Source organism: Pseudoalteromonas sp. SR41-4 (genome assembly GCF_014163985.1).
GTDB lineage: Bacteria > Pseudomonadota > Gammaproteobacteria > Enterobacterales > Alteromonadaceae > Pseudoalteromonas > Pseudoalteromonas rhizosphaerae.
Genome location: NZ_JACJEI010000006.1, coordinates 79,011 through 96,674, shown reverse-complemented (window position 1 = coordinate 96,674; position 17,664 = coordinate 79,011). Strand labels below are relative to the sequence as shown.

Genomic DNA, 17,664 nt, shown 5'->3' with positions numbered 1-17,664 from the left:
GAGTTAAAGCCCTAATCAACGTATTTATTTGCGCTTACTCGCTCTAAATCAGATAGTAGCCTTTGCATTCAAACTATTAAAACAGCTTATATAGGAAAACCATGATCAAACGACTTTTAGCCGCGAGCTTAATCTTCTCTTCCGGCTCTGTTTTTAGTGCTAACCCAACAGTTGAAGAGCTACGTATTAAGCAAGCCACAACCGCTATGCCACAAGTTTTAGATATCTTTTCTGAGGATATAGCGCTATTTGAACAAAGCTGGAAAAGCCTAAGAAACTTTAAACAGGCAACTGACTTACTACATGATTACTCAACCCAACTCTGGCTCAACGCCAAACAACACATTACCGTCACTAAAAGCTACGATGACAGAGCACTTTACTGGGCTCGCCTACTTTCAAGTAAAATAATCCGTACAACAAAACCTGAATTTGCATTAACAACTGCCGAGCAAAGCACATTGTTAACAATGCTAGAAAATGGCAGTCGCGGTCGCACCGACCTTGCCTACTCTAAAAACACCACCAAAAAGATTTTACTAACAGGCTTTGACCCATTTTTGTTGGATAGTAACATCAATCAAAGTAATCCATCCGGTGTGGCCGCATTATTACTCGACGGCCAAGTAATTACTTATCAAGGCATCAGCGCTGAAATAAATACTGTAATGGTGCCTGTTCGCTATGAAGACTTTGATCAAGGTATTATTGAAGAATTACTCGCCCCCTATTACGCACTGAACAACGTAGATATGATAGTTACCGTTAGCATGGGTAGTAAAGACTTTGACCTTGAACGCTTTCCAGGTAAGCGGCGCAGCGTAACCGCCCCCGACAACGCAAATATTGTCTATGGCGGCACAGCAAAAGCGCCACTTATTCCAAACCTAAACGATCGTCCATTGCCTGGCAGCGAATTTGTGCAGTTTAGTTTGCCCATTACGCAAATGCAGCAAGCCAAAGGGCCCTTTCCGATAAATGACAATCACAAAGTTGTTACACTGGAAAAAGCCTTTGAGCCTAAAATTTTAGCTGAACTAAAAGGTGCGATTGCAGTAAAAGGCGGCGGTGGCGGTTACCTGTCTAACGAAATTTCGTACCGCAGTATTCGCCTGCGTGATCAACTCAATTCAGATATTCCTACTGGGCATATCCATACACCGCGCATAGCGCAGTTTGAACCAGAAACAGAAGCTAAAATAGTCAAACAAATTCAAGCAATGTTAGAGCAAAGCTTAGTGGCTTTATAAACCAATTTATAAGAAGATATGACTTCAGGCTTCCTCCTCTAAAGAGGGAAGTCTGAAGTGGGTGGACTATGTCACGCCTGTTACAAGTGGTAATACTCTAAACTAATTACTTATTTCATTTAGCCGCAGCACTTTTACACATTGAATTAAACAAATCAATGATATCACCCCATGTTCGTTTGTTCCCTATAAAGGCGAAAATACCTATAAAAACAAACTGATTTAAACTATCCTTCGTATAGATAATACAATCATCAAAAGTTGAGTAGCATGGAACGTATTTTTCAAAACAGTCGGTTTTTAGTTATAATCGCCGTCATCACCGCAGCAATATCATCATTACTTGTTTACGTTTCATGTATCAACATCGTTATTCATATAGTAAAAAGCACTATTATGAGCCTCCCTGATTCAGCAAAGGATGGCAAAGAATTAATAGTGGAACTTTTAAAAATTCTTGACTTACTGCTAATTGGCATCACGCTACAAGTAATTGCTATTAGTTTATATCGTCTATTTATCTCGACCACAAAACCTAATGAGAGCCAGTTCTTAGCTGCATTTAACATAGAAGATTTTCATGATTTAAAAATAACTTTAGTACAAGTTACCTCAGTTGTATTAGTGATTTTATTTTTAGAACATGCTGTGGAATTTGGCGGAACTATAGAAACGCTTTACTTAGGTATTGCAATTGCTATCGTCATTGCAGCATCAACATTTGCTTGGCGATCGATGAAGTGACGATGCTAAATAAATATGTTTATTGCACCTAATTAACCTGTTCTTCGGGAATAAATCTATCTCCAGCGGGTATTTTCAACGCTAACCATGTTAAATTTACTGACAATAAACTCGATATTAACACCTCAACTCGCCTTGTGATCCCTGTAAACATCTTAACCAAAGCTCAAACTGATAAAAGTAAGTGTAATGGGCTGTTATTTCTAAATAGTATAAACACGTCCTAGCGAGTAACCAGCTAAGCCTTGCCTTTATAGTTTGTTATTTAGTTATTCTACTGTATATATTACCGGCTAGCACTTATCAAAAAGCAAAGTAATTTTCCGTAAACATATCGCTTGGGATTAGCTAATTTCAATCTTGATAAACCTATTATTGGCAAAAATGAAGAACCTTATCAAAACGCGAATTTAATAACCATGGCTGCAATACTTGATTGAATTATTATTAATGAATAAAAATGTTAATGAAGTGTTTATTTTGTGTATTAATTGATACATTATTGTATCTGAAAAACAAACAAACAAACATAAGGACGAAAAAATGAAAAAGGTATTAACAATAGCAACTTTACTAGCCGCTAGCGTATTTTCTGTTCAAGCAAGTGCAAGTTCAATGGAATGCTATGTAGACACTCAAGCATATGATCAATACACACCAAATAGATGTATGGCACTCATCTATGGTCAAAATAAGGCAACAGCAGTATTTCGTGTTATCGGCAATGGGTCTGCTATCGATAGTGTAATTTGGTCCAATGCAGCCCAATCTTGTGGCACCTCAGGTACTTCTTGCTCATTTGAAATAAGGTCTTTTAAACCTTATAAAGCGGAAGCAACAATCCTTTATACAAATGGCAGCTGGAGCAAAGTTTCTGCAATTGCATCATTTGAAGATGGTCGCTAAAAGTTGATAAGTAATTATTAATCATGTGAATTTAGGGCTTTTTAACACCATTTAATAAAGCCCTATAAGATGCAAAAAAACTCATATTTAACCCTTTCACACTATCAAACCTCGCGCTTTACAATTACCTAAAAATCAAGCTTACTTTAACAAGCAATCAAATCATCAAACATAGCAGCTCAGTCTATGTCACTGTTGACGTTGTCACTCATAACGACAGCCTATAAATTATCGTTTTTGGGTAAAAAGCGTTGAACTGATAAAAAAATGGCAAACTAACTAAGCAAAGCCTATTCCCTGATTGATGTCTGATCTAGAGGTTTTATTTATCAAAATAAAACATAAACCACTGATTATAAATAACAAAGTAAAAACTTATAATTAAACAGATTATTTTACTTATTCAGCTCTCGACATTGCAAAAAAAACAACGTTATACTATCACCTAATGAAACACATGAATTTACACTCATTCAGACACAATAAAACACTATTAAAATATTTAATGGTGCTTTTACTGCTGATCAGTGTTTTTTCACAGTGGCACTCAACTGTTCACGCAGTACAAAGCAGCACAGAGTGCCAACTCTGCATAAGTTCGTTTGATTTTGACGATTTAATATCCCCTACCACCAGCATATTTGAACCTGAAAGTAACCGCTACGGCGCTGTTTTAGCTTTACACTCCCCGCAATTTAGCGCAACCGTTGCGTTTTCAGGTAACCGTGATCCACCGAATACTCTTTAAAGTTCACTGCTAAAAAACCGTTTTATAAAGACTGTTTACCATTGGGTAAGCAGCCAGTTTTAGTGCAAATTTTAGAGATTAAACAATGAAAATTAAGTATTCACCATTAGTTTTGGCGGTATTAACTGCTATCAGTACACACGCAATGGCAGCAGAGAAACAAATACAAAAAGATGAAAGCGATTTAGAAAAAATTGTTATTACAGCTTCACCACTTAAACGTACCGTACTTGAATCAAGTACACCTGTATCTATTTTGAGTGGCGAAGAGCTTGATCAGCACCAAGCAGCAACCCTTGGCGAAACCTTAAAAAATGTGCCGGGTGTACACAGCTCTTATTTTGGACCCGTTGCCAGTAGTCCAATTATCAGAGGATTAGATGGACCTCGAATCAAAGTTGTACAAAACGGATTAGGCGCATCTGATGCATCACGCGTTGGCCCCGATCACCAAGTATCAACCGAAACCTCTACGGCCACACAAATTGAAGTATTACGCGGCCCTGCTACTTTGCTTTATGGTAGTGGTGCAATTGGCGGCGTTGTTAATGTGGTTGATAACCGCCTTCCCATTGAAAGACAACAAGGTATTACTGGAGAAGTATTTGCTCAGTACGATAACGTAGCAGATTCAAAAACAACATCTACTGATTTAAATGCCGGAACGGGCGACTTTGCTGTTCATATAGATGCTTACAACCGTAATACCGGTGACTATAAAATACCTGTTCCCGCTGATATTAATGAACATGGTGGCAGTACTAAACTCTCAAACTCAGCAATCGATGCACACGGTTATAACTTAGGAGCTGGCTGGATCACTGACGATACTCGGGTTGCTTTTGCCTATGGCTCAATGGACTCAGAATATGGTTTACCGGGTGAAGATGGTGTATTTATTAAGTTAAAACAAGACCGCTATCAAGGTGTTGTTGATTGGAATAATCTTGACGGTTTTATAAAATCTGTGCATTGGCAAAATGCATATACTGATTACCAACACTCAGAAATTGAAGGGACTGAAATAGGCACTACTTTTAAAAATGAAAGTATCGAGTCTAGACTATGGGCAGAGCACAGCGCGGTTTATGGTTGGCACGGCATAATGGGCTTACATTATAACAAAAGTGATTTTGAAGCGATTGGCGAAGAAGCATTCACACCACCAACAAAAACCGATAGTTTAGCCGCATTTTTAATGGAAGAAAAACAAACAGGTGCTTTATTGTGGCAGCTTGGTACACGCGTGGAGCAACTAACCCATAAAGTGAATAACCAATTTTTTGATGAGCTATCAACCGATAATAGTATCTCATTTGCAGATGAAGATTACACGGCGGTTTCAGGCTCTGCAGGAGTAGTTTGGAGCATTAACGACAAGCACTCATTAGCATTTAATTATGCATATTCAGAACGCGCCCCCTCTTCATCTGAAATTTTTGCATACGGCCCACACATTGGCTCTGGCACTTACGAAGTAGGTGGTGGTTTTAATCTTACTAACGATAACGGTAATTATTCGGTGGTGCAAAACGGCCAAAGCATGAATAAAGAAGTGTCTAATAATATAGATGCAACCTATCGTTATAATACTGACAACTGGAATGCAAGCTTAAGCCTGTTCCAAAACCAAGTGAATGACTACATATACGAAGACGTTAGTAACCTTGTTCTCAGTGATGGTGAGTTTATTACGGCGCAAGATTACCAACAACTACAAAGTAGCGGCGCAGGATCAGAGGAAGAAACCGATGGTTTACCTGTTGTACTCTTTGCCCAGCAAGATGCACAGCTGTATGGTTTTGAAGCACAAGTTGACTGGCACTTAAACGAACAATGGCGTCTGGATGTGTTTTCGGATTATACCCGCGCTAAACTAGATAAAGGCGGTAACGTACCAAGGATCCCACCATTACGTGTTGGTTCTTCAATACATTATGAATACGGTAATTGGCACACTGAAGTAGAAGTCACTCGCAACAGTAAGCAAGATAAAATTGCTGCAAACGAAACCACCACCGACGGCTATACCATGCTATCAGCCGCTGCTAACTACTACCTTAATTTAGGTAACGTTGACATGACATTGTATTTAAAAGCCGACAATCTAACCGATCAAGAAGCGCGCGTGCACTCATCTTACTTAAAAGACGAAGCACCACTTCCTGGCCGCTCAGTTAGCCTTGGCGTAAGAGCGCGTTTTTAAAAAAGACGCCTAGCCACAAATTAAATTAACAACACAAAATCCCCCAGCATGTAAATGTATGCGGGGGATTTTTTAATAAGTAATGTGATTGTTTAGTAGAACAACTCAAGTATGAAAGCAGGATGCTGCTTCATACGATCTGGTCTCTCAATTTCATCCCACCAGCAGAGTAAGTAAAGTGACCAAGAAACATTTAAAATGCAATTTAATCTGATATTTAATTTAAGTCACTGCCAAAGTTGTTACCCATCTACAAGCTCGGTTATAATCGGTTTTTATGGCTACATTTTTAGCCTCTAATTGGATTAAAACGATGAAAAAACTCTCTGCGGTGCAAATAAAACAACAAGCACTGGTACTTAAAGTTGCTGATGCAATTGAAGAGCAAGGCCGTAATGAACTCTCTGGCATGCTGCAATGCTGGTTTGACGTGGAATATCACTTATTTCCGGGCTCTTTGTTAATGTGTTTTCAATTTGCAAATGAGCAAGCATTAGCAGCGGCAGAGCCCAACCTATTAAAGTGGCAAAAGCGTTTAAGCGGGGCAATGTTAAAAAAAGGCGTGATTTTAAAAGATATGCGCAAACATTTAGTTTTCACCCTAAAAGGGCCTGATGATTAAAATGATAAAACAGGACAGGTATATGTTAATACACTTGGCCTGCCCCATTTTATTTTTATGCCACTTTTCAGCGCTTCAATAATTTAATTAATTGCTCATCATCCGTTTTCCTAGCAAGACGTCGGTATTTATTATAACCCTCTGTATTATTAGATAGTTTGTACAATTGCGAGAGACGGTAGTAAGCCCAATATAAACTGGGCAAAGAGGTATTTAATTCACTTTTACTGTAATTAGTTAACGCCTCAATACCTAATTGAATATTGGTCTTACTAAACACCGCATTGCGACCAAGCTGATATAAAATATTCAATTTTAATGAACTCATAGCATCGCTATTGTTTAGCGCCTTTAAAAACTGCTGATGGGCGTTGTCAAAGTCCTTATTTTGTTGATAGAGCAGCCCTAATTCATAAGCGATTAACTCCACGTTTGCTGGGGTTTGCTCAAAACTAAGAAGCTTTTTTTCCAGCTCTTTGCTACTTTTTGTTTGCTTATAGAAAGCGAGTTCAGCAATAAAGCCTTGTGTTTTATCACGCAACATTATTTCTTCCACTTGCTTAAACGCACGTTCTTCACTGCCACCCGCAATCGCTGGCGCCCCTAGATAAAAGTTAACTAAACCTTTTCTGTAAGTTATATTATCTGGGGCTAATAAAACGGCTTTTTCCATACAGGCCAATGACTTTTCTGCATAACTCAGGGCTTTAAAAAATGCCAGTCCAGCTTGCCTGCCCATAATTCTGCCGCAATAAAATAACGTTAAATGATTATTAGGGTACTCTTGCAGTAGCTTATTAATTAACGACTCGGCTGCATCTAAATCCTCATCAATAAGTGCTATAGCTTGTTGATTCAATTTATCGATTTCTGTAGTCGCTTTTGCCATTGAGCAAAAGGTCGTTAACAATAAGGTAAAAATCACCACGTGTTTCATCATGTATTCCCCCTATTGTTAGTTTGCATATTTACGAGAAAGGAAAAAAATAAACAACACACCAATAACTCCGGGCGCTATCCAAAACGCCAATTGCAGATACCCTGATGAGGTAAATATGTGTCTACCGCCAAAGGAAAGAAAAGCCGTAAAGGCCGCGATACCCGAGCCAATGTAGCCCCCTAAATGCTCAACGAGCCAATCGCGAGGTTTAATCTGACGCTTAAAGGTAAAATGTAAATTTGTCAGCGAAATAAATATGCCTAACGGCCCAAATATCAACATTAAGATATGCTGATCAATCATACCGCGCCAAAAAATAGCAATGCCACTCATTAATAGAGCACTGGTTATCAACAACTGAAAAGGGCTTTTGAGGCGTTGCCGATCGACTTTAGCTGTAAGCACCAGTTTACCATAACGCACTGCCACTAAAGTCAAAATAGACAAATGCAAAAGCAATACCGCAAACCGTACAATACTTTCGCGTACTTTACTGTTATCAACATCAGCCGTAAAAGCTGCCGGTTTTACCAGCTCAGGGATCAATATTGACAGTGATGCCATTAAAATACCCGAAATAACAACACCGTACATTGATATAGAATACCAATTGCCAAATTTTTTATGCCGCGGCGAGCCCTTTTTACTAAACGCAGGAAACCAAAATAAAGTTAACGCGCAAATACCTATGGCTATATGCGCTGCTAAAATAATTTTAAATATAACATCCATTATAAATAACCCCTCAATAAAACAGTTATCTATAGTATGTAAAATTACCAACAGGGATGAGAGTGCCAAAAGTCACGTTTTTTATCGCAATGGGTTTTATGCGGCAAGTGAATGGGCTTTTGTGAAGTGGGTGGGGTTAGTCCCGGTTTTATATGAGTCCTATCTCGATAGCTTTTAAGACGGCTCTGGTTCTATCCCTAACGCCAAGTTTTGCCAGTATATTCGACACTTGGTTTTTCACCCTGCCTTCGGATTTATAAATAGCCTCAGCTATTTCGCGATTACTGCAGCCTGCAGCCATAAAACGTAATATTTCGATTTCTTTTACCGTCAGTGCTTCTTGGCTTAAGCTATCAAATTGACTGTCGTTAGTCGTCAAGTGCTGTACTACACGCTGTGAAATCGCAGGTTGAATTAAGGTTTGACCGCTATGTACCACCTCAATTGCGTCAACTAAGGTTTCTAATGACACATCTTTAAGTAAGTAGCCCTTTGCACCCGCCTGCAAGGCCCCAGCAACAAGCTCGTGATCATTAAACGTGGTTAGCATAATAACCGCAGGACAGTGGCTGCGTTGCGTGCTCTGGTGCAATTCATTTAAGGTATCAATGCCTGACTTAACGGGCATTCGAATATCCATAAGCACAACATCTGGCTGCATATCTTTAATCAGCGTTAACGCTTGGTCACCATCCGCGGCCTCACCAATAACATCGATCACGTCAGAGAGCAGCAATAAACTTTTAATGCCTGAGCGCACCAACATTTGATCATCCACCAGCATGACACGAATTTTCATAATGGCTCCGGTAACCTTATGTTTGTAACAAATCCACTCGGTGTGAGTGCAAAATCAACGCTACCACTGAGTTCATTAACCCGTTCTTGAATGCCCTTTAAGCCATTACCATACACGAGTGACTTGGTGGTGTTATGATGTGCATTGTCAAAAATAGTCAAATAAATAACTTTGTCTTTATCAGTAAGGTTAATCGTAAGCTCACTCGCTTGGCTATGTTTGAGTGTATTAGTCACGCACTCTTGCGTACACCGTAACAGTGTATCAGCTGTTTTTACATCATTTATCATGATGTCATCAACAATATTCAAGTGAATAGTGAGCTGAGGAACATTACTGACGAGTGCTTGTAATGTCTGCGTGATTTCAATTGCTGATTTTTCACGGATTTCTGACACAGCCTCCCGCACATCGCTTAATAATAATTTAGACAGATCATGGCATTGCTTAATATTGTCTTGCACAGGGCCTTCAGCAGTACGATAAGCAACTTGTAGATTAATAGTCAAAGCGGTTAAATGATGACCTAAAAGGTCATGAATATTACGTGCAATGCGGACTCTTTCAGCCTGTTTTGCGGCTTCATTTAACAGTGTTTGCGTAGCAATTAACTCTCGATTTAGTGCATCAGACTGTTCACGGGCGACACTCTCTTTACGTGTGCTATTCATTACCACCAGTGCAAACAAATTAAATGTCCAAAACAGTATGCCAGTTAACAAGCTACCTTCTTGATGCCAATAAAAGCTGAAAATTAAAAACAGTGGCAGCAAACATAAAAATGATAAACAAATGGCGTAACTTAAGCGCATAAAATACGGCAACTGAGCACACCAAATGGTACTTAAAATCGCAATGTAGGTATAAGGAACAAAGATTGCTACTATCAGTAAAGCGGCATATTGAGCAAATAACAACCCACGCTTTAACAACGTATTTAAACGTACTTCATAGTCGGCATTGGCAATTAAAAAGCAGCTAATAAAAATTAAAAAGCAAACAACAACGGCGCTTAAGTCCAAAACGGAAAACCCATCAGACTGCAGCATTAACCATATTGCTGAGCCACTCACAACCGCCCAGGTGATGATTGCTGCAAAAGTTTCTATTGAAATAAAACGCCCTACGCCAGCCATTAAGGAAATCCATTAATTGTGATGATGATTATTATCTTGTCGCACAAGCACAATGTCAAAAAAGGTATCTTTCTTTATCTGATAGGCTCTTATCCCTATATTCTATAAGTTCTCCTACTCTGGCATGATTTATAAACACCGCTGCCCTGCGATTAATTTTCATAACATCTTCCTACCAGTAACTGATCGTTTCCTAACACTCAAGATAGACTCTATGGTTGACCGTTTAGCTGATCCAGGGCTGTTATATGCTTTATAATGGGTCGCTTTGCTAATTGAGGCGAGTTCGCAAACGGTATCTATCGTGATGTTATTATCTTTGCAATATTGATTAACGCGATCCCTAATATCAGACAACGGAAAAGTTTCATCATGGTTGGAATATGAAGACTCTAACCGTGCAATTTCTTGCAAGAGGTTAATATCTGTTGTTTCAAATAGTTGAAGCTACTCATTACCTTCAACTATTTAAATTAATCGTTCATAGAAGTGAACCAAAACAATAATATATCTACAAGATAAAAAGTACACTAAAGTAAACTTAAATAACAAAAAGTACACTAAAGAGATATAAAACATGCCGAACCTAATGCAATGTTCACAAAGATGAACTAAAAATAAAAAAAGTATGCAAAACTAAACTTAAAGTCTGAGCAAAATTAGCGATTAAAATTTCAAACTCTGACAAACTATGCTCATTTAAGCGCTTTCAAGGCCTCGTTGGTTTACATGCTTAATCAGCTCAGGGAAAAACGCTAAGAATATGGCATCTAATTCAGTGTAATGAAGGGCTATATCCGCAGCAGCGTCAGAAAAAGAATTAGTAAAGCGAATGCGCTTGGCAATATTATCAAGTGCAACCCCGACCCCTTCGACGGTTTCGTATTCTTTAAACCAATCATTCTGCGTCATATGTTTTACAACACTTTGCATTCTTGGCGGCATAACTGCAATACGGTTATTCAAAAGCTGATAGCTGGCTTGCTTAAAGTCACTTAGAGGTTGGTCGTTAAATCGTTGCCAATGCTGAATTAAAAAATGATCGAACACTACATCAATAGCTACAGCCGCAAAGCGCTTACGCTGAGACGAAAAATATTGTTTAGCTTCCTTTACTAGAGGGTGAGCATCTGTAAATTTGTCGACTAAATAGTGGTTCTCTAGTGCATTTTTTACCGTGATTGGCAATTGCTCTACATGCCTATTACCGCCAAAATCACCAAGCAAGTTGCCAAAGTGTGAATCTGCTGTAGGCTGCGCCAAATAAAGATGAGCTAAGTAGTTCACACTGTTCTCGGTTATTGTTAATACAATGCAGATAATACTCTAAGTTTGACTAAATTACTCATTCACTATAGCTATCTAATATTCTTGATTAACTATAAAAACAAACCTATAACTCGCTAATCAACAAGCTCCCGTATACCTTCATTATAGTAGTCACCGTTTTGTTTTCGATATTCATTAGGAATGTCACCCACAATACTTTTAAACACCCGGTTAAAAGTCGCAAGAGAAGAAAAGCCACTCTCAAGTGCTATGCTTAAAATACTCCACTCTTTGGCCTGATCGCATATCAATAACTTTTTTGCATACTTAACGCGGTATTGGTTAATAAATAAATTAAAGTTAGCTACTTTATAGTGATAGCGAATTGCTCGGCTAACTTTGTACTCAGGCACCATTAGCGCTTGTGCAAAATCTGAAATTTTGAGGCTGGCTTGTAAGTAAAGCTGCTGCTCATTGATAAGCTTTGTAATGCCAACTATCAATTCAGGCTCTACATCTTGATTGCCGCTTTCATTTAGATGACTCGTGTCATTGTTAATAGTGCCAATATCATCTTCTTGCTTTAGCGCTTGGTCATTTTTCACTCTTGCTTGAAGGGCCATGACTGCTTGCATCGCTAATACAATTAAAAGCGCAGATGAAGTAATAATTATGGGATTGTAAAGCTCAATTTCAGCCGCACTAAATATGAACTTTGGCAGAATGCTGGCATTAAACACAGCTAAAAAGAATGCACTAGCAAAGAGTATTGATTGCAGTTGTTGTGATTGTGTTTTACCTCTGTAGCCCCTTATCGCTTCCCAAAAAGACAGCGCAAGGATACTTGATGAAAGCAATATGGTGACCTCATTCACCCCTTGCTTTAAGCGCCACATTATATCGCTAGTAGGTAAAGGCTGAGGATCAAGGCTCACTAAGTAATGCCATGTTTGATTAAACATGATCAAGCCAGCAATGGTTACTGCAAAAGCCACATGCCTGCGGGAAATTGGCGAGTGCTCACGAAATAACGTTCTTGCAATCAGCCATGAAACATTACATGTTGCGCAAGTAAACAACCCAATTAGATATTGATACGCGCCAACACTTTGCGCACTGAGCTTTTGTGCTGCCACCATACAAAGCGAGCCACAAAATATCACAAATAAATAATGAACCAGCTGCTTATCTTTTTTCAACGCATTTAAAAACATTAACCCCAAACAAACAAAAAGAAGAAGATAATAAGGGGAATAATTTTGCATAATAGCGTGCTCTTAAAGTGACGTTTAAACCAACAACGTTGTCTAAATCACATAGTACAAAGTAACGCTCATATTAGCAAAAAGACTTTGTTAGAGAATGTGTCTATAACCAATTAGCTAAAGCGCAAAAAATTATCAATATATCGTTGCTCAAGTTTCGAATTTGATAAGCATTTGCCATGTAAGTCTTTATATTTGGGTTATTGAAAGGTTTGATGGAAAAATATATGTTGATGCAAAAAATGAAAATAACCCCCAAAAAGCTCCTCGATAACAGTAAAAAATTGTGGTTTATTTGCTTGCTCATGGCACAAGGCTGCTTTGTAACTTACCTTATATTGGGATATGGCCTGACCAGTGTCACCACAGGTTTGTCAGGGTGGAGTCGTCTTAACAATACAGCATATGCTGCGAGTGACCCCACCGGTAATATACTGTATGCGACGCATGTGTTACTGGCCATAGTGATGATAATTGGCGGTAGTTTACAGCTAATACCCGCATTAAGAACGAAGTATAACAAATTCCACCGCTACAACGGACGCGTATTCGTTTTGTTAGCATGTACTATCTCAATGGCTGGCATGTATCTCATTATTGTTAGAGGAACAGTGGGTAACACATTAATGCATAGCCTTACTATATTTGCTGGTTGCGTGGTCATTTTATCGAGTATATTAGCAGTACAAGCCGCCAGAGGGCGTAATATCAATACTCATCAAATATGGGCGATCCGTTTATACCTTGCAGCAAATGGTGTGTTATTTTTTAGGCTGATGATTTTTGCTTGGTTTTTAACATTCGGCTCACTTGGAATTGATACCGCAACGTTCACAGGCCCAACGGTATTAACTATTAGCATATGTTCTTATGTGATGCCGCTGCTCATAGCTGAGCTAGTAAGGTACGCAGGTAGAACAACGAATAAAGTGATAACAACCGTCACAGCAGGCTTAATGGTGTTGATATCCTTTGTATTTTTAGTAGGCTTATTTGGTGTAGTGTTAGCAAATTGGTACCCGGCGATAGTTGGCTAATAGCCACATAATTAGTTAGCAGTAATACCTGCAGAGTGAAAATATAACGCAGCTGGGTCGGTTAACAACCCAGCTTTATTTATATCAATGAAGTGAGCTTCGCCTTGGTAATTTTTATTGCTCAAATAGAACAGAGTGCTCTTACTTAGTTATCGTGTATTGCTGAATGGCGCATTGCTAAAACGGTTTTCCTCATCTTGCCTTTAAAAATTTAAGGCCTAAGCAACCGTCTATTTCAGGGAGATGTAGGCTATTTTTCGGTAGTTTCTAAATTAACATTTGGGTTAGTAATGCGGGCAAAAATGAGTCCAAGCTTCTCTAGTGGAAATCGATTGCTGAGTTGTTGATAAGGGCCAGGGATCAACTGCTGATCTTTTTGCTGTGCAACCACAAATGAAAATACATAATAACCTTCAAGACCCATTCTTAAATCACTCATAATTACTTGCTCATCTTGTTGATAAACACCATAAAGGCCTTTAGTAAATGCTTGCAGTAGCTTGATCTGTTTGGCATCTTTAAGCTGTGTTAGCAGCGCATTTTCGGTTGGGTAAAATTGCATATCAACGTTTTCAACATCATCAAACACCGACGTATAAACCTCATAATGGCCCTGCTCAGTAACGACTACCGCCCGCCACAGCAAAGTATTAAAAGGAGTTGGCGTACTTTCAAAGTCTGTAAATGTGATATTTTGCGTATTCAACGCCTTATAAACCTTATCATTAATGTGCCATTTAGCCGCTAAACCCCACGTTAAATATAGCGAACTGATAATTAATGCACTAGTAATAATACGCTGTGCATAAGGGCGCATGCTTACAAATAAAAGCACTATACAAGAGAGCAACAATGGCAAAGTATACGCAGGATCAATAATAAATATGCTCGATATACCAAAGGGGTAAGTCGTCAGTGGCCACAGCAACTGTGTACCATAGACGGTAAAACTATCGAGCAATGAATGGGTACTCAAAATTAAAAACATGGCAACCGACCAACGCGTCAGGGACACACCCTTAGCCCAATTCATTTTAAGTAAAAGCCACGCAAATAAAGGGCTCACTAGCAGCTGTATAAGCAAAGAATGACTAAAACTGCGGTGATAGACAAAGTTTTCGACATCGCCACCAAAATTAATTAGCACATCTAAATCAGGTAACGTGCCAAACCCCGCGCCGACCAATAGCGATTTTCGGCCAAGCTTATTGCCTAAGACTGAATAAGCAACTGCGCTACCAAGTACAACTTGTGTCAGTGAATCCAATGAAACCCCCTTTATAACTATGTAAGTAGTGACCATATGATACGGCCTTATCACGACAGTCGATCGCTATAAGTATTTAACTTAAAAAATTAGCAAAGCTAAACCAGCAACTTAACAACAAGCCAAGTTTACCTGTTCAATTACAATTGTATTTTGTTAATTCAGTAACCAGTCAGCCCTATTTTGTTATCACTATTAGCATGTTTTTTCGGTACTGCATGAACCATAAAACGTTTTGCTTAACCTATTGCTCAATTTAATTGTAACTAGCTTATAGAGGCCCCCATCACATTATGACCACGAATTTTCTAAGTAAACCACAACAAGTCGCACTGCAACAAGCGCTTATCAACAGCAAGCTGCTAAATGGTTACACAATAAATAGTGATAACACGCCCTCTGCTGAGCAGCAAATATATAGCCATATCGCCGTCACGCTTTACCGCTTTAATTTACAAAAAATAAAATGGTCATCTTTTTTCAAAACAGCAATCAGCATAGCAAGTAATGAATGCCAATGGTTATCGAGCGAACTTGCCAGATGCCAACAAGACTACAAAACCCAGCCTAATGACAGCGTAATACTAGAACAAAGTGCATTTTTTAGTGGTATTTTTAGCGAAGAACTCTCCTACATTGATGCTTTACTTGGGACAGCAGCGCAAGCTGAATAAAGGACCTAGGTTTTAGGTGCTGGAGTGATTTGCAGTATGGTAGTTGTGTCGTTTGTGAGTGTTTTAATTTGCACAGAAAGGGTAAGAGTCACTGCGCTACATCGAGGGGAAAAGCTCAATGACCATGCTGTTTTGAAATATGGGCGTCCTTAGGGTTTAGCTGATTGGATGTTGCCTAACGTTAAAAATTAATACGGTTATTGCCCTAAATAAAGCCTTAGGCAGTAATAGTATTTCTACCACTTCTTTTTGCTGCATATAAATTAATATCAGCACGTTTTGCAGCTTGTTCAGGCGTTTCATCTGGTGCAACTTCCACAACTCCCATACTCACCGTAGCCTTAATGTTTTTTGCTGTATGAGTTTGTTGCTCAATAGAGCTTCTAATTCTTTCTGCGACTTCTAAAGCATGTTGCAGTGATTGTTGCTCAAGTACAATTAAAAACTCTTCTCCGCCAACCCGACCAACGTTATCTGACGAGCGTACTCCTTGTGAAAGTGTATTAACCACTGACTTTATCAGTTCGTCACCAATATCGTGTCCGTACTGATCATTAACCGCTTTAAAGTGATCAATATCAATCGATATAAGTGAGTTAGCAGTGCCTGTACTTTTGCTCTTACTAATTGCCCTTTTCTTCATGTCTAAAATAGCCCGGCGATTGGCAACACCGGTTAACTCATCTTTTAATGCCAATACTTTATAATGTTGCTTATGTTGAACTTGCTTATAGGCATACACAGCCAACATTAAAAGCATCACACAAGCAAAGGCTAAAGTCAGTCGCTGCCAAAACGCCTTATCTACAGCTACAGCCAGTAACTTTTCTTTAATATCAGCAACTTCTTCGAGCCGAGCTATTTCTCGGTTTTGCTGATTTAAATTAAACATTAACCGTTCAGAAAGTAACGCCCTATCAGCCACATTATTCACTTGGGTATTTGCAATTGTTAGCAACTGCTTTTGTACAGCTGCTTGTGTTTGGTAATCACCTTGTCGCATAGCTAAAGCAGCATAAAACTGCAAATATCGCTCTGTAAAACTTGCAGGCCAATTTTGTTGGTCTAATTGAGCTAGCACATTATTTTCACGTACTGCATTGGATATCTGATCTGTTGCTAAAAACCACTGAGCAAGTGCCATTGTATGCAATTGCTTTATCCAATCACTCGTAATATCAAGCGTTTGTACTTGACTAAAATATTGCTGTGCTTTTTCAAACTCATTCAACTGAGTATAAAGCTGGGCAACTTTTATTACCAAGTACCCAAAACCATCATCATTTTCATATTGACGCACCGCAGCAAAGATCGATAAATATAGCTCAAGAGCTTTGCTAACTTCACCCTTTAGTTCATACACGTAAGCAATTTCGTCAGTCACTTTATAATGTTCTTGCACATTAAATGTTGCTAACTCAGACTTTGCACGAAGTAACTGTTCAATCGCTAAATCATAGTTAAAAAGAGCTAAATGTATAGCTGCTATTTCTCTAAGAGTTAAAGCTCGTTCGTAATAGTTTTCAGCCAGTTCGTAAGCTTGGTAAGATTTTTGTGCAGTATCGAAAGCCAACTTATATTGGCCTTTCGCTAAATAAACGCGGTTCAAGACAAAATTAGCAAAACCAATAGCAGAGGTTTGTGATTTATCATCAAGCTCGGGATTTAAAGCAACTTCAGCGATTGGCTGCAAAATCATTTTTGCGCGTTCATATAAACCTTGGCTATAAAGGTGGAAGGCCTCACAGACACTAAGATCTTGCGAAAGCACTGCATCCCCTGAAGAGCTTATAACCTGCTTAGCCTCAGCTAAAAACACTTTAAATGCTTGGCGCTTATCTAGCGTATCGGTATCAAGAAAAAGGCACTTAAACGCCATAACCCTAGCATCGTCTAAGTTATCACTGTATGGCATACCAGCTTCAAGGGAAGCTAATAAAGCCATAGATTCAGGCGTGGTGGTATACCCTTGATAAACGCGATCGATACTGTTTTTTACATCACTGGCAAAAAGACTGGTTGAAAAGAAAAAAAGTAACAACATCCTGTACATACTCTACAATCCCTTA

Annotated in this window: 16 protein-coding genes; 8 read left to right on the top strand and 8 right to left on the bottom strand. The window is 38.9% G+C overall.

What is annotated here, in order from left to right:
* Positions 1-101 precede the first annotated feature (101 nt).
* The 6 genes from H5180_RS06715 (at position 102) to H5180_RS06690 (ending at position 6,476) form a co-directional block, all read left to right on the top strand.
* Entirely contained in the window at positions 102-1,250 is a 1,149-nt protein-coding gene (locus H5180_RS06715; RefSeq protein ID WP_145241818.1) for a hypothetical protein, read from the top strand.
* Between the two features lie 270 nt (positions 1,251-1,520).
* Entirely contained in the window at positions 1,521-1,994 is a 474-nt protein-coding gene (locus tag H5180_RS06710) for a YqhA family protein (protein ID WP_145241820.1), read from the top strand.
* Positions 1,995-2,537: 543 nt separating this feature from the next.
* Positions 2,538-2,900, top strand: a complete 363-nt coding sequence (locus tag H5180_RS06705) for a hypothetical protein (protein ID WP_145241822.1) — start codon at positions 2,538-2,540, stop codon at positions 2,898-2,900.
* A 457-nt stretch (positions 2,901-3,357) separates the two neighbouring features.
* A complete protein-coding gene (locus H5180_RS06700) occupies positions 3,358-3,648 on the top strand; it encodes a hypothetical protein (RefSeq protein ID WP_145241823.1) in 291 nt (96 codons plus the stop codon).
* 85 nt (positions 3,649-3,733) lie between these two features.
* Positions 3,734-5,854 (top strand): TonB-dependent receptor, encoded by a 2,121-nt coding sequence (locus H5180_RS06695; RefSeq protein WP_182757956.1) that lies wholly within the window; start codon positions 3,734-3,736, stop codon positions 5,852-5,854.
* A gap of 313 nt (positions 5,855-6,167) precedes the next feature.
* Positions 6,168-6,476: a hypothetical protein gene (locus H5180_RS06690; RefSeq protein ID WP_182757955.1), complete on the top strand. Its 309-nt coding sequence runs from the start codon at positions 6,168-6,170 to the stop codon at positions 6,474-6,476.
* A 67-nt stretch (positions 6,477-6,543) separates the two neighbouring features.
* Here H5180_RS06690 and H5180_RS06685 read toward each other — a convergent pair whose 3' ends face one another.
* The 6 genes from H5180_RS06685 to H5180_RS06660 all read right to left on the bottom strand — a co-directional run bounded on the left by H5180_RS06685 (position 6,544) and on the right by H5180_RS06660 (position 12,617).
* Positions 6,544-7,416: a lipopolysaccharide assembly protein LapB gene (locus H5180_RS06685; RefSeq protein WP_182757954.1), complete on the bottom strand. Its 873-nt coding sequence runs from the start codon at positions 7,414-7,416 to the stop codon at positions 6,544-6,546.
* Positions 7,417-7,431: 15 nt separating this feature from the next.
* The gene (locus H5180_RS06680; RefSeq protein WP_182757953.1) at positions 7,432-8,148 is read right to left on the bottom strand and encodes a hypothetical protein; all 717 of its coding nucleotides are present in this window, start codon (positions 8,146-8,148) and stop codon (positions 7,432-7,434) included.
* Positions 8,149-8,296: 148 nt separating this feature from the next.
* Positions 8,297-8,947 carry a response regulator transcription factor gene (locus tag H5180_RS06675; protein WP_182757952.1) on the bottom strand — a complete coding sequence of 217 codons (651 nt, stop codon included), beginning with the start codon at positions 8,945-8,947 and terminating at the stop codon, positions 8,297-8,299.
* Positions 8,944-10,083 (bottom strand): sensor histidine kinase, encoded by a 1,140-nt coding sequence (locus H5180_RS06670; protein WP_182757951.1) that lies wholly within the window; start codon positions 10,081-10,083, stop codon positions 8,944-8,946. Before H5180_RS06670 ends, H5180_RS06675 begins: the two co-directional genes overlap by 4 nt.
* A 699-nt stretch (positions 10,084-10,782) precedes the next feature.
* Positions 10,783-11,370: an ACP phosphodiesterase gene (locus H5180_RS06665; protein WP_182757950.1), complete on the bottom strand. Its 588-nt coding sequence runs from the start codon at positions 11,368-11,370 to the stop codon at positions 10,783-10,785.
* A gap of 116 nt (positions 11,371-11,486) precedes the next feature.
* A complete protein-coding gene (locus H5180_RS06660; protein ID WP_259399545.1) occupies positions 11,487-12,617 on the bottom strand; it encodes an AraC family transcriptional regulator in 1,131 nt (376 codons plus the stop codon).
* A 227-nt stretch (positions 12,618-12,844) separates the two neighbouring features.
* Between H5180_RS06660 and H5180_RS06655 the strand changes: the two genes are divergently transcribed.
* Complete coding sequence (locus H5180_RS06655; protein WP_145241831.1) at positions 12,845-13,654, top strand: DUF2306 domain-containing protein; 810 nt, start codon at positions 12,845-12,847, stop codon at positions 13,652-13,654.
* A gap of 250 nt (positions 13,655-13,904) precedes the next feature.
* Here the strand turns inward: H5180_RS06655 and H5180_RS06650 are convergent, their stop codons facing one another.
* On the bottom strand, positions 13,905-14,921 hold the full coding sequence (locus H5180_RS06650; RefSeq protein WP_182757949.1) for a metal-dependent hydrolase: 1,017 nt from the start codon (positions 14,919-14,921) through the stop codon (positions 13,905-13,907).
* A gap of 293 nt (positions 14,922-15,214) precedes the next feature.
* On the opposite strand from H5180_RS06650, the gene H5180_RS06645 reads away from it, so the two are divergent.
* The gene (locus H5180_RS06645; protein WP_145241835.1) at positions 15,215-15,595 is read left to right on the top strand and encodes a hypothetical protein; all 381 of its coding nucleotides are present in this window, start codon (positions 15,215-15,217) and stop codon (positions 15,593-15,595) included.
* A gap of 217 nt (positions 15,596-15,812) precedes the next feature.
* Here the strand turns inward: H5180_RS06645 and H5180_RS06640 are convergent, their stop codons facing one another.
* Complete coding sequence (locus H5180_RS06640; RefSeq protein WP_182731116.1) at positions 15,813-17,639, bottom strand: GGDEF domain-containing protein; 1,827 nt, start codon at positions 17,637-17,639, stop codon at positions 15,813-15,815.
* Positions 17,640-17,664: the final 25 nt, after the last annotated feature.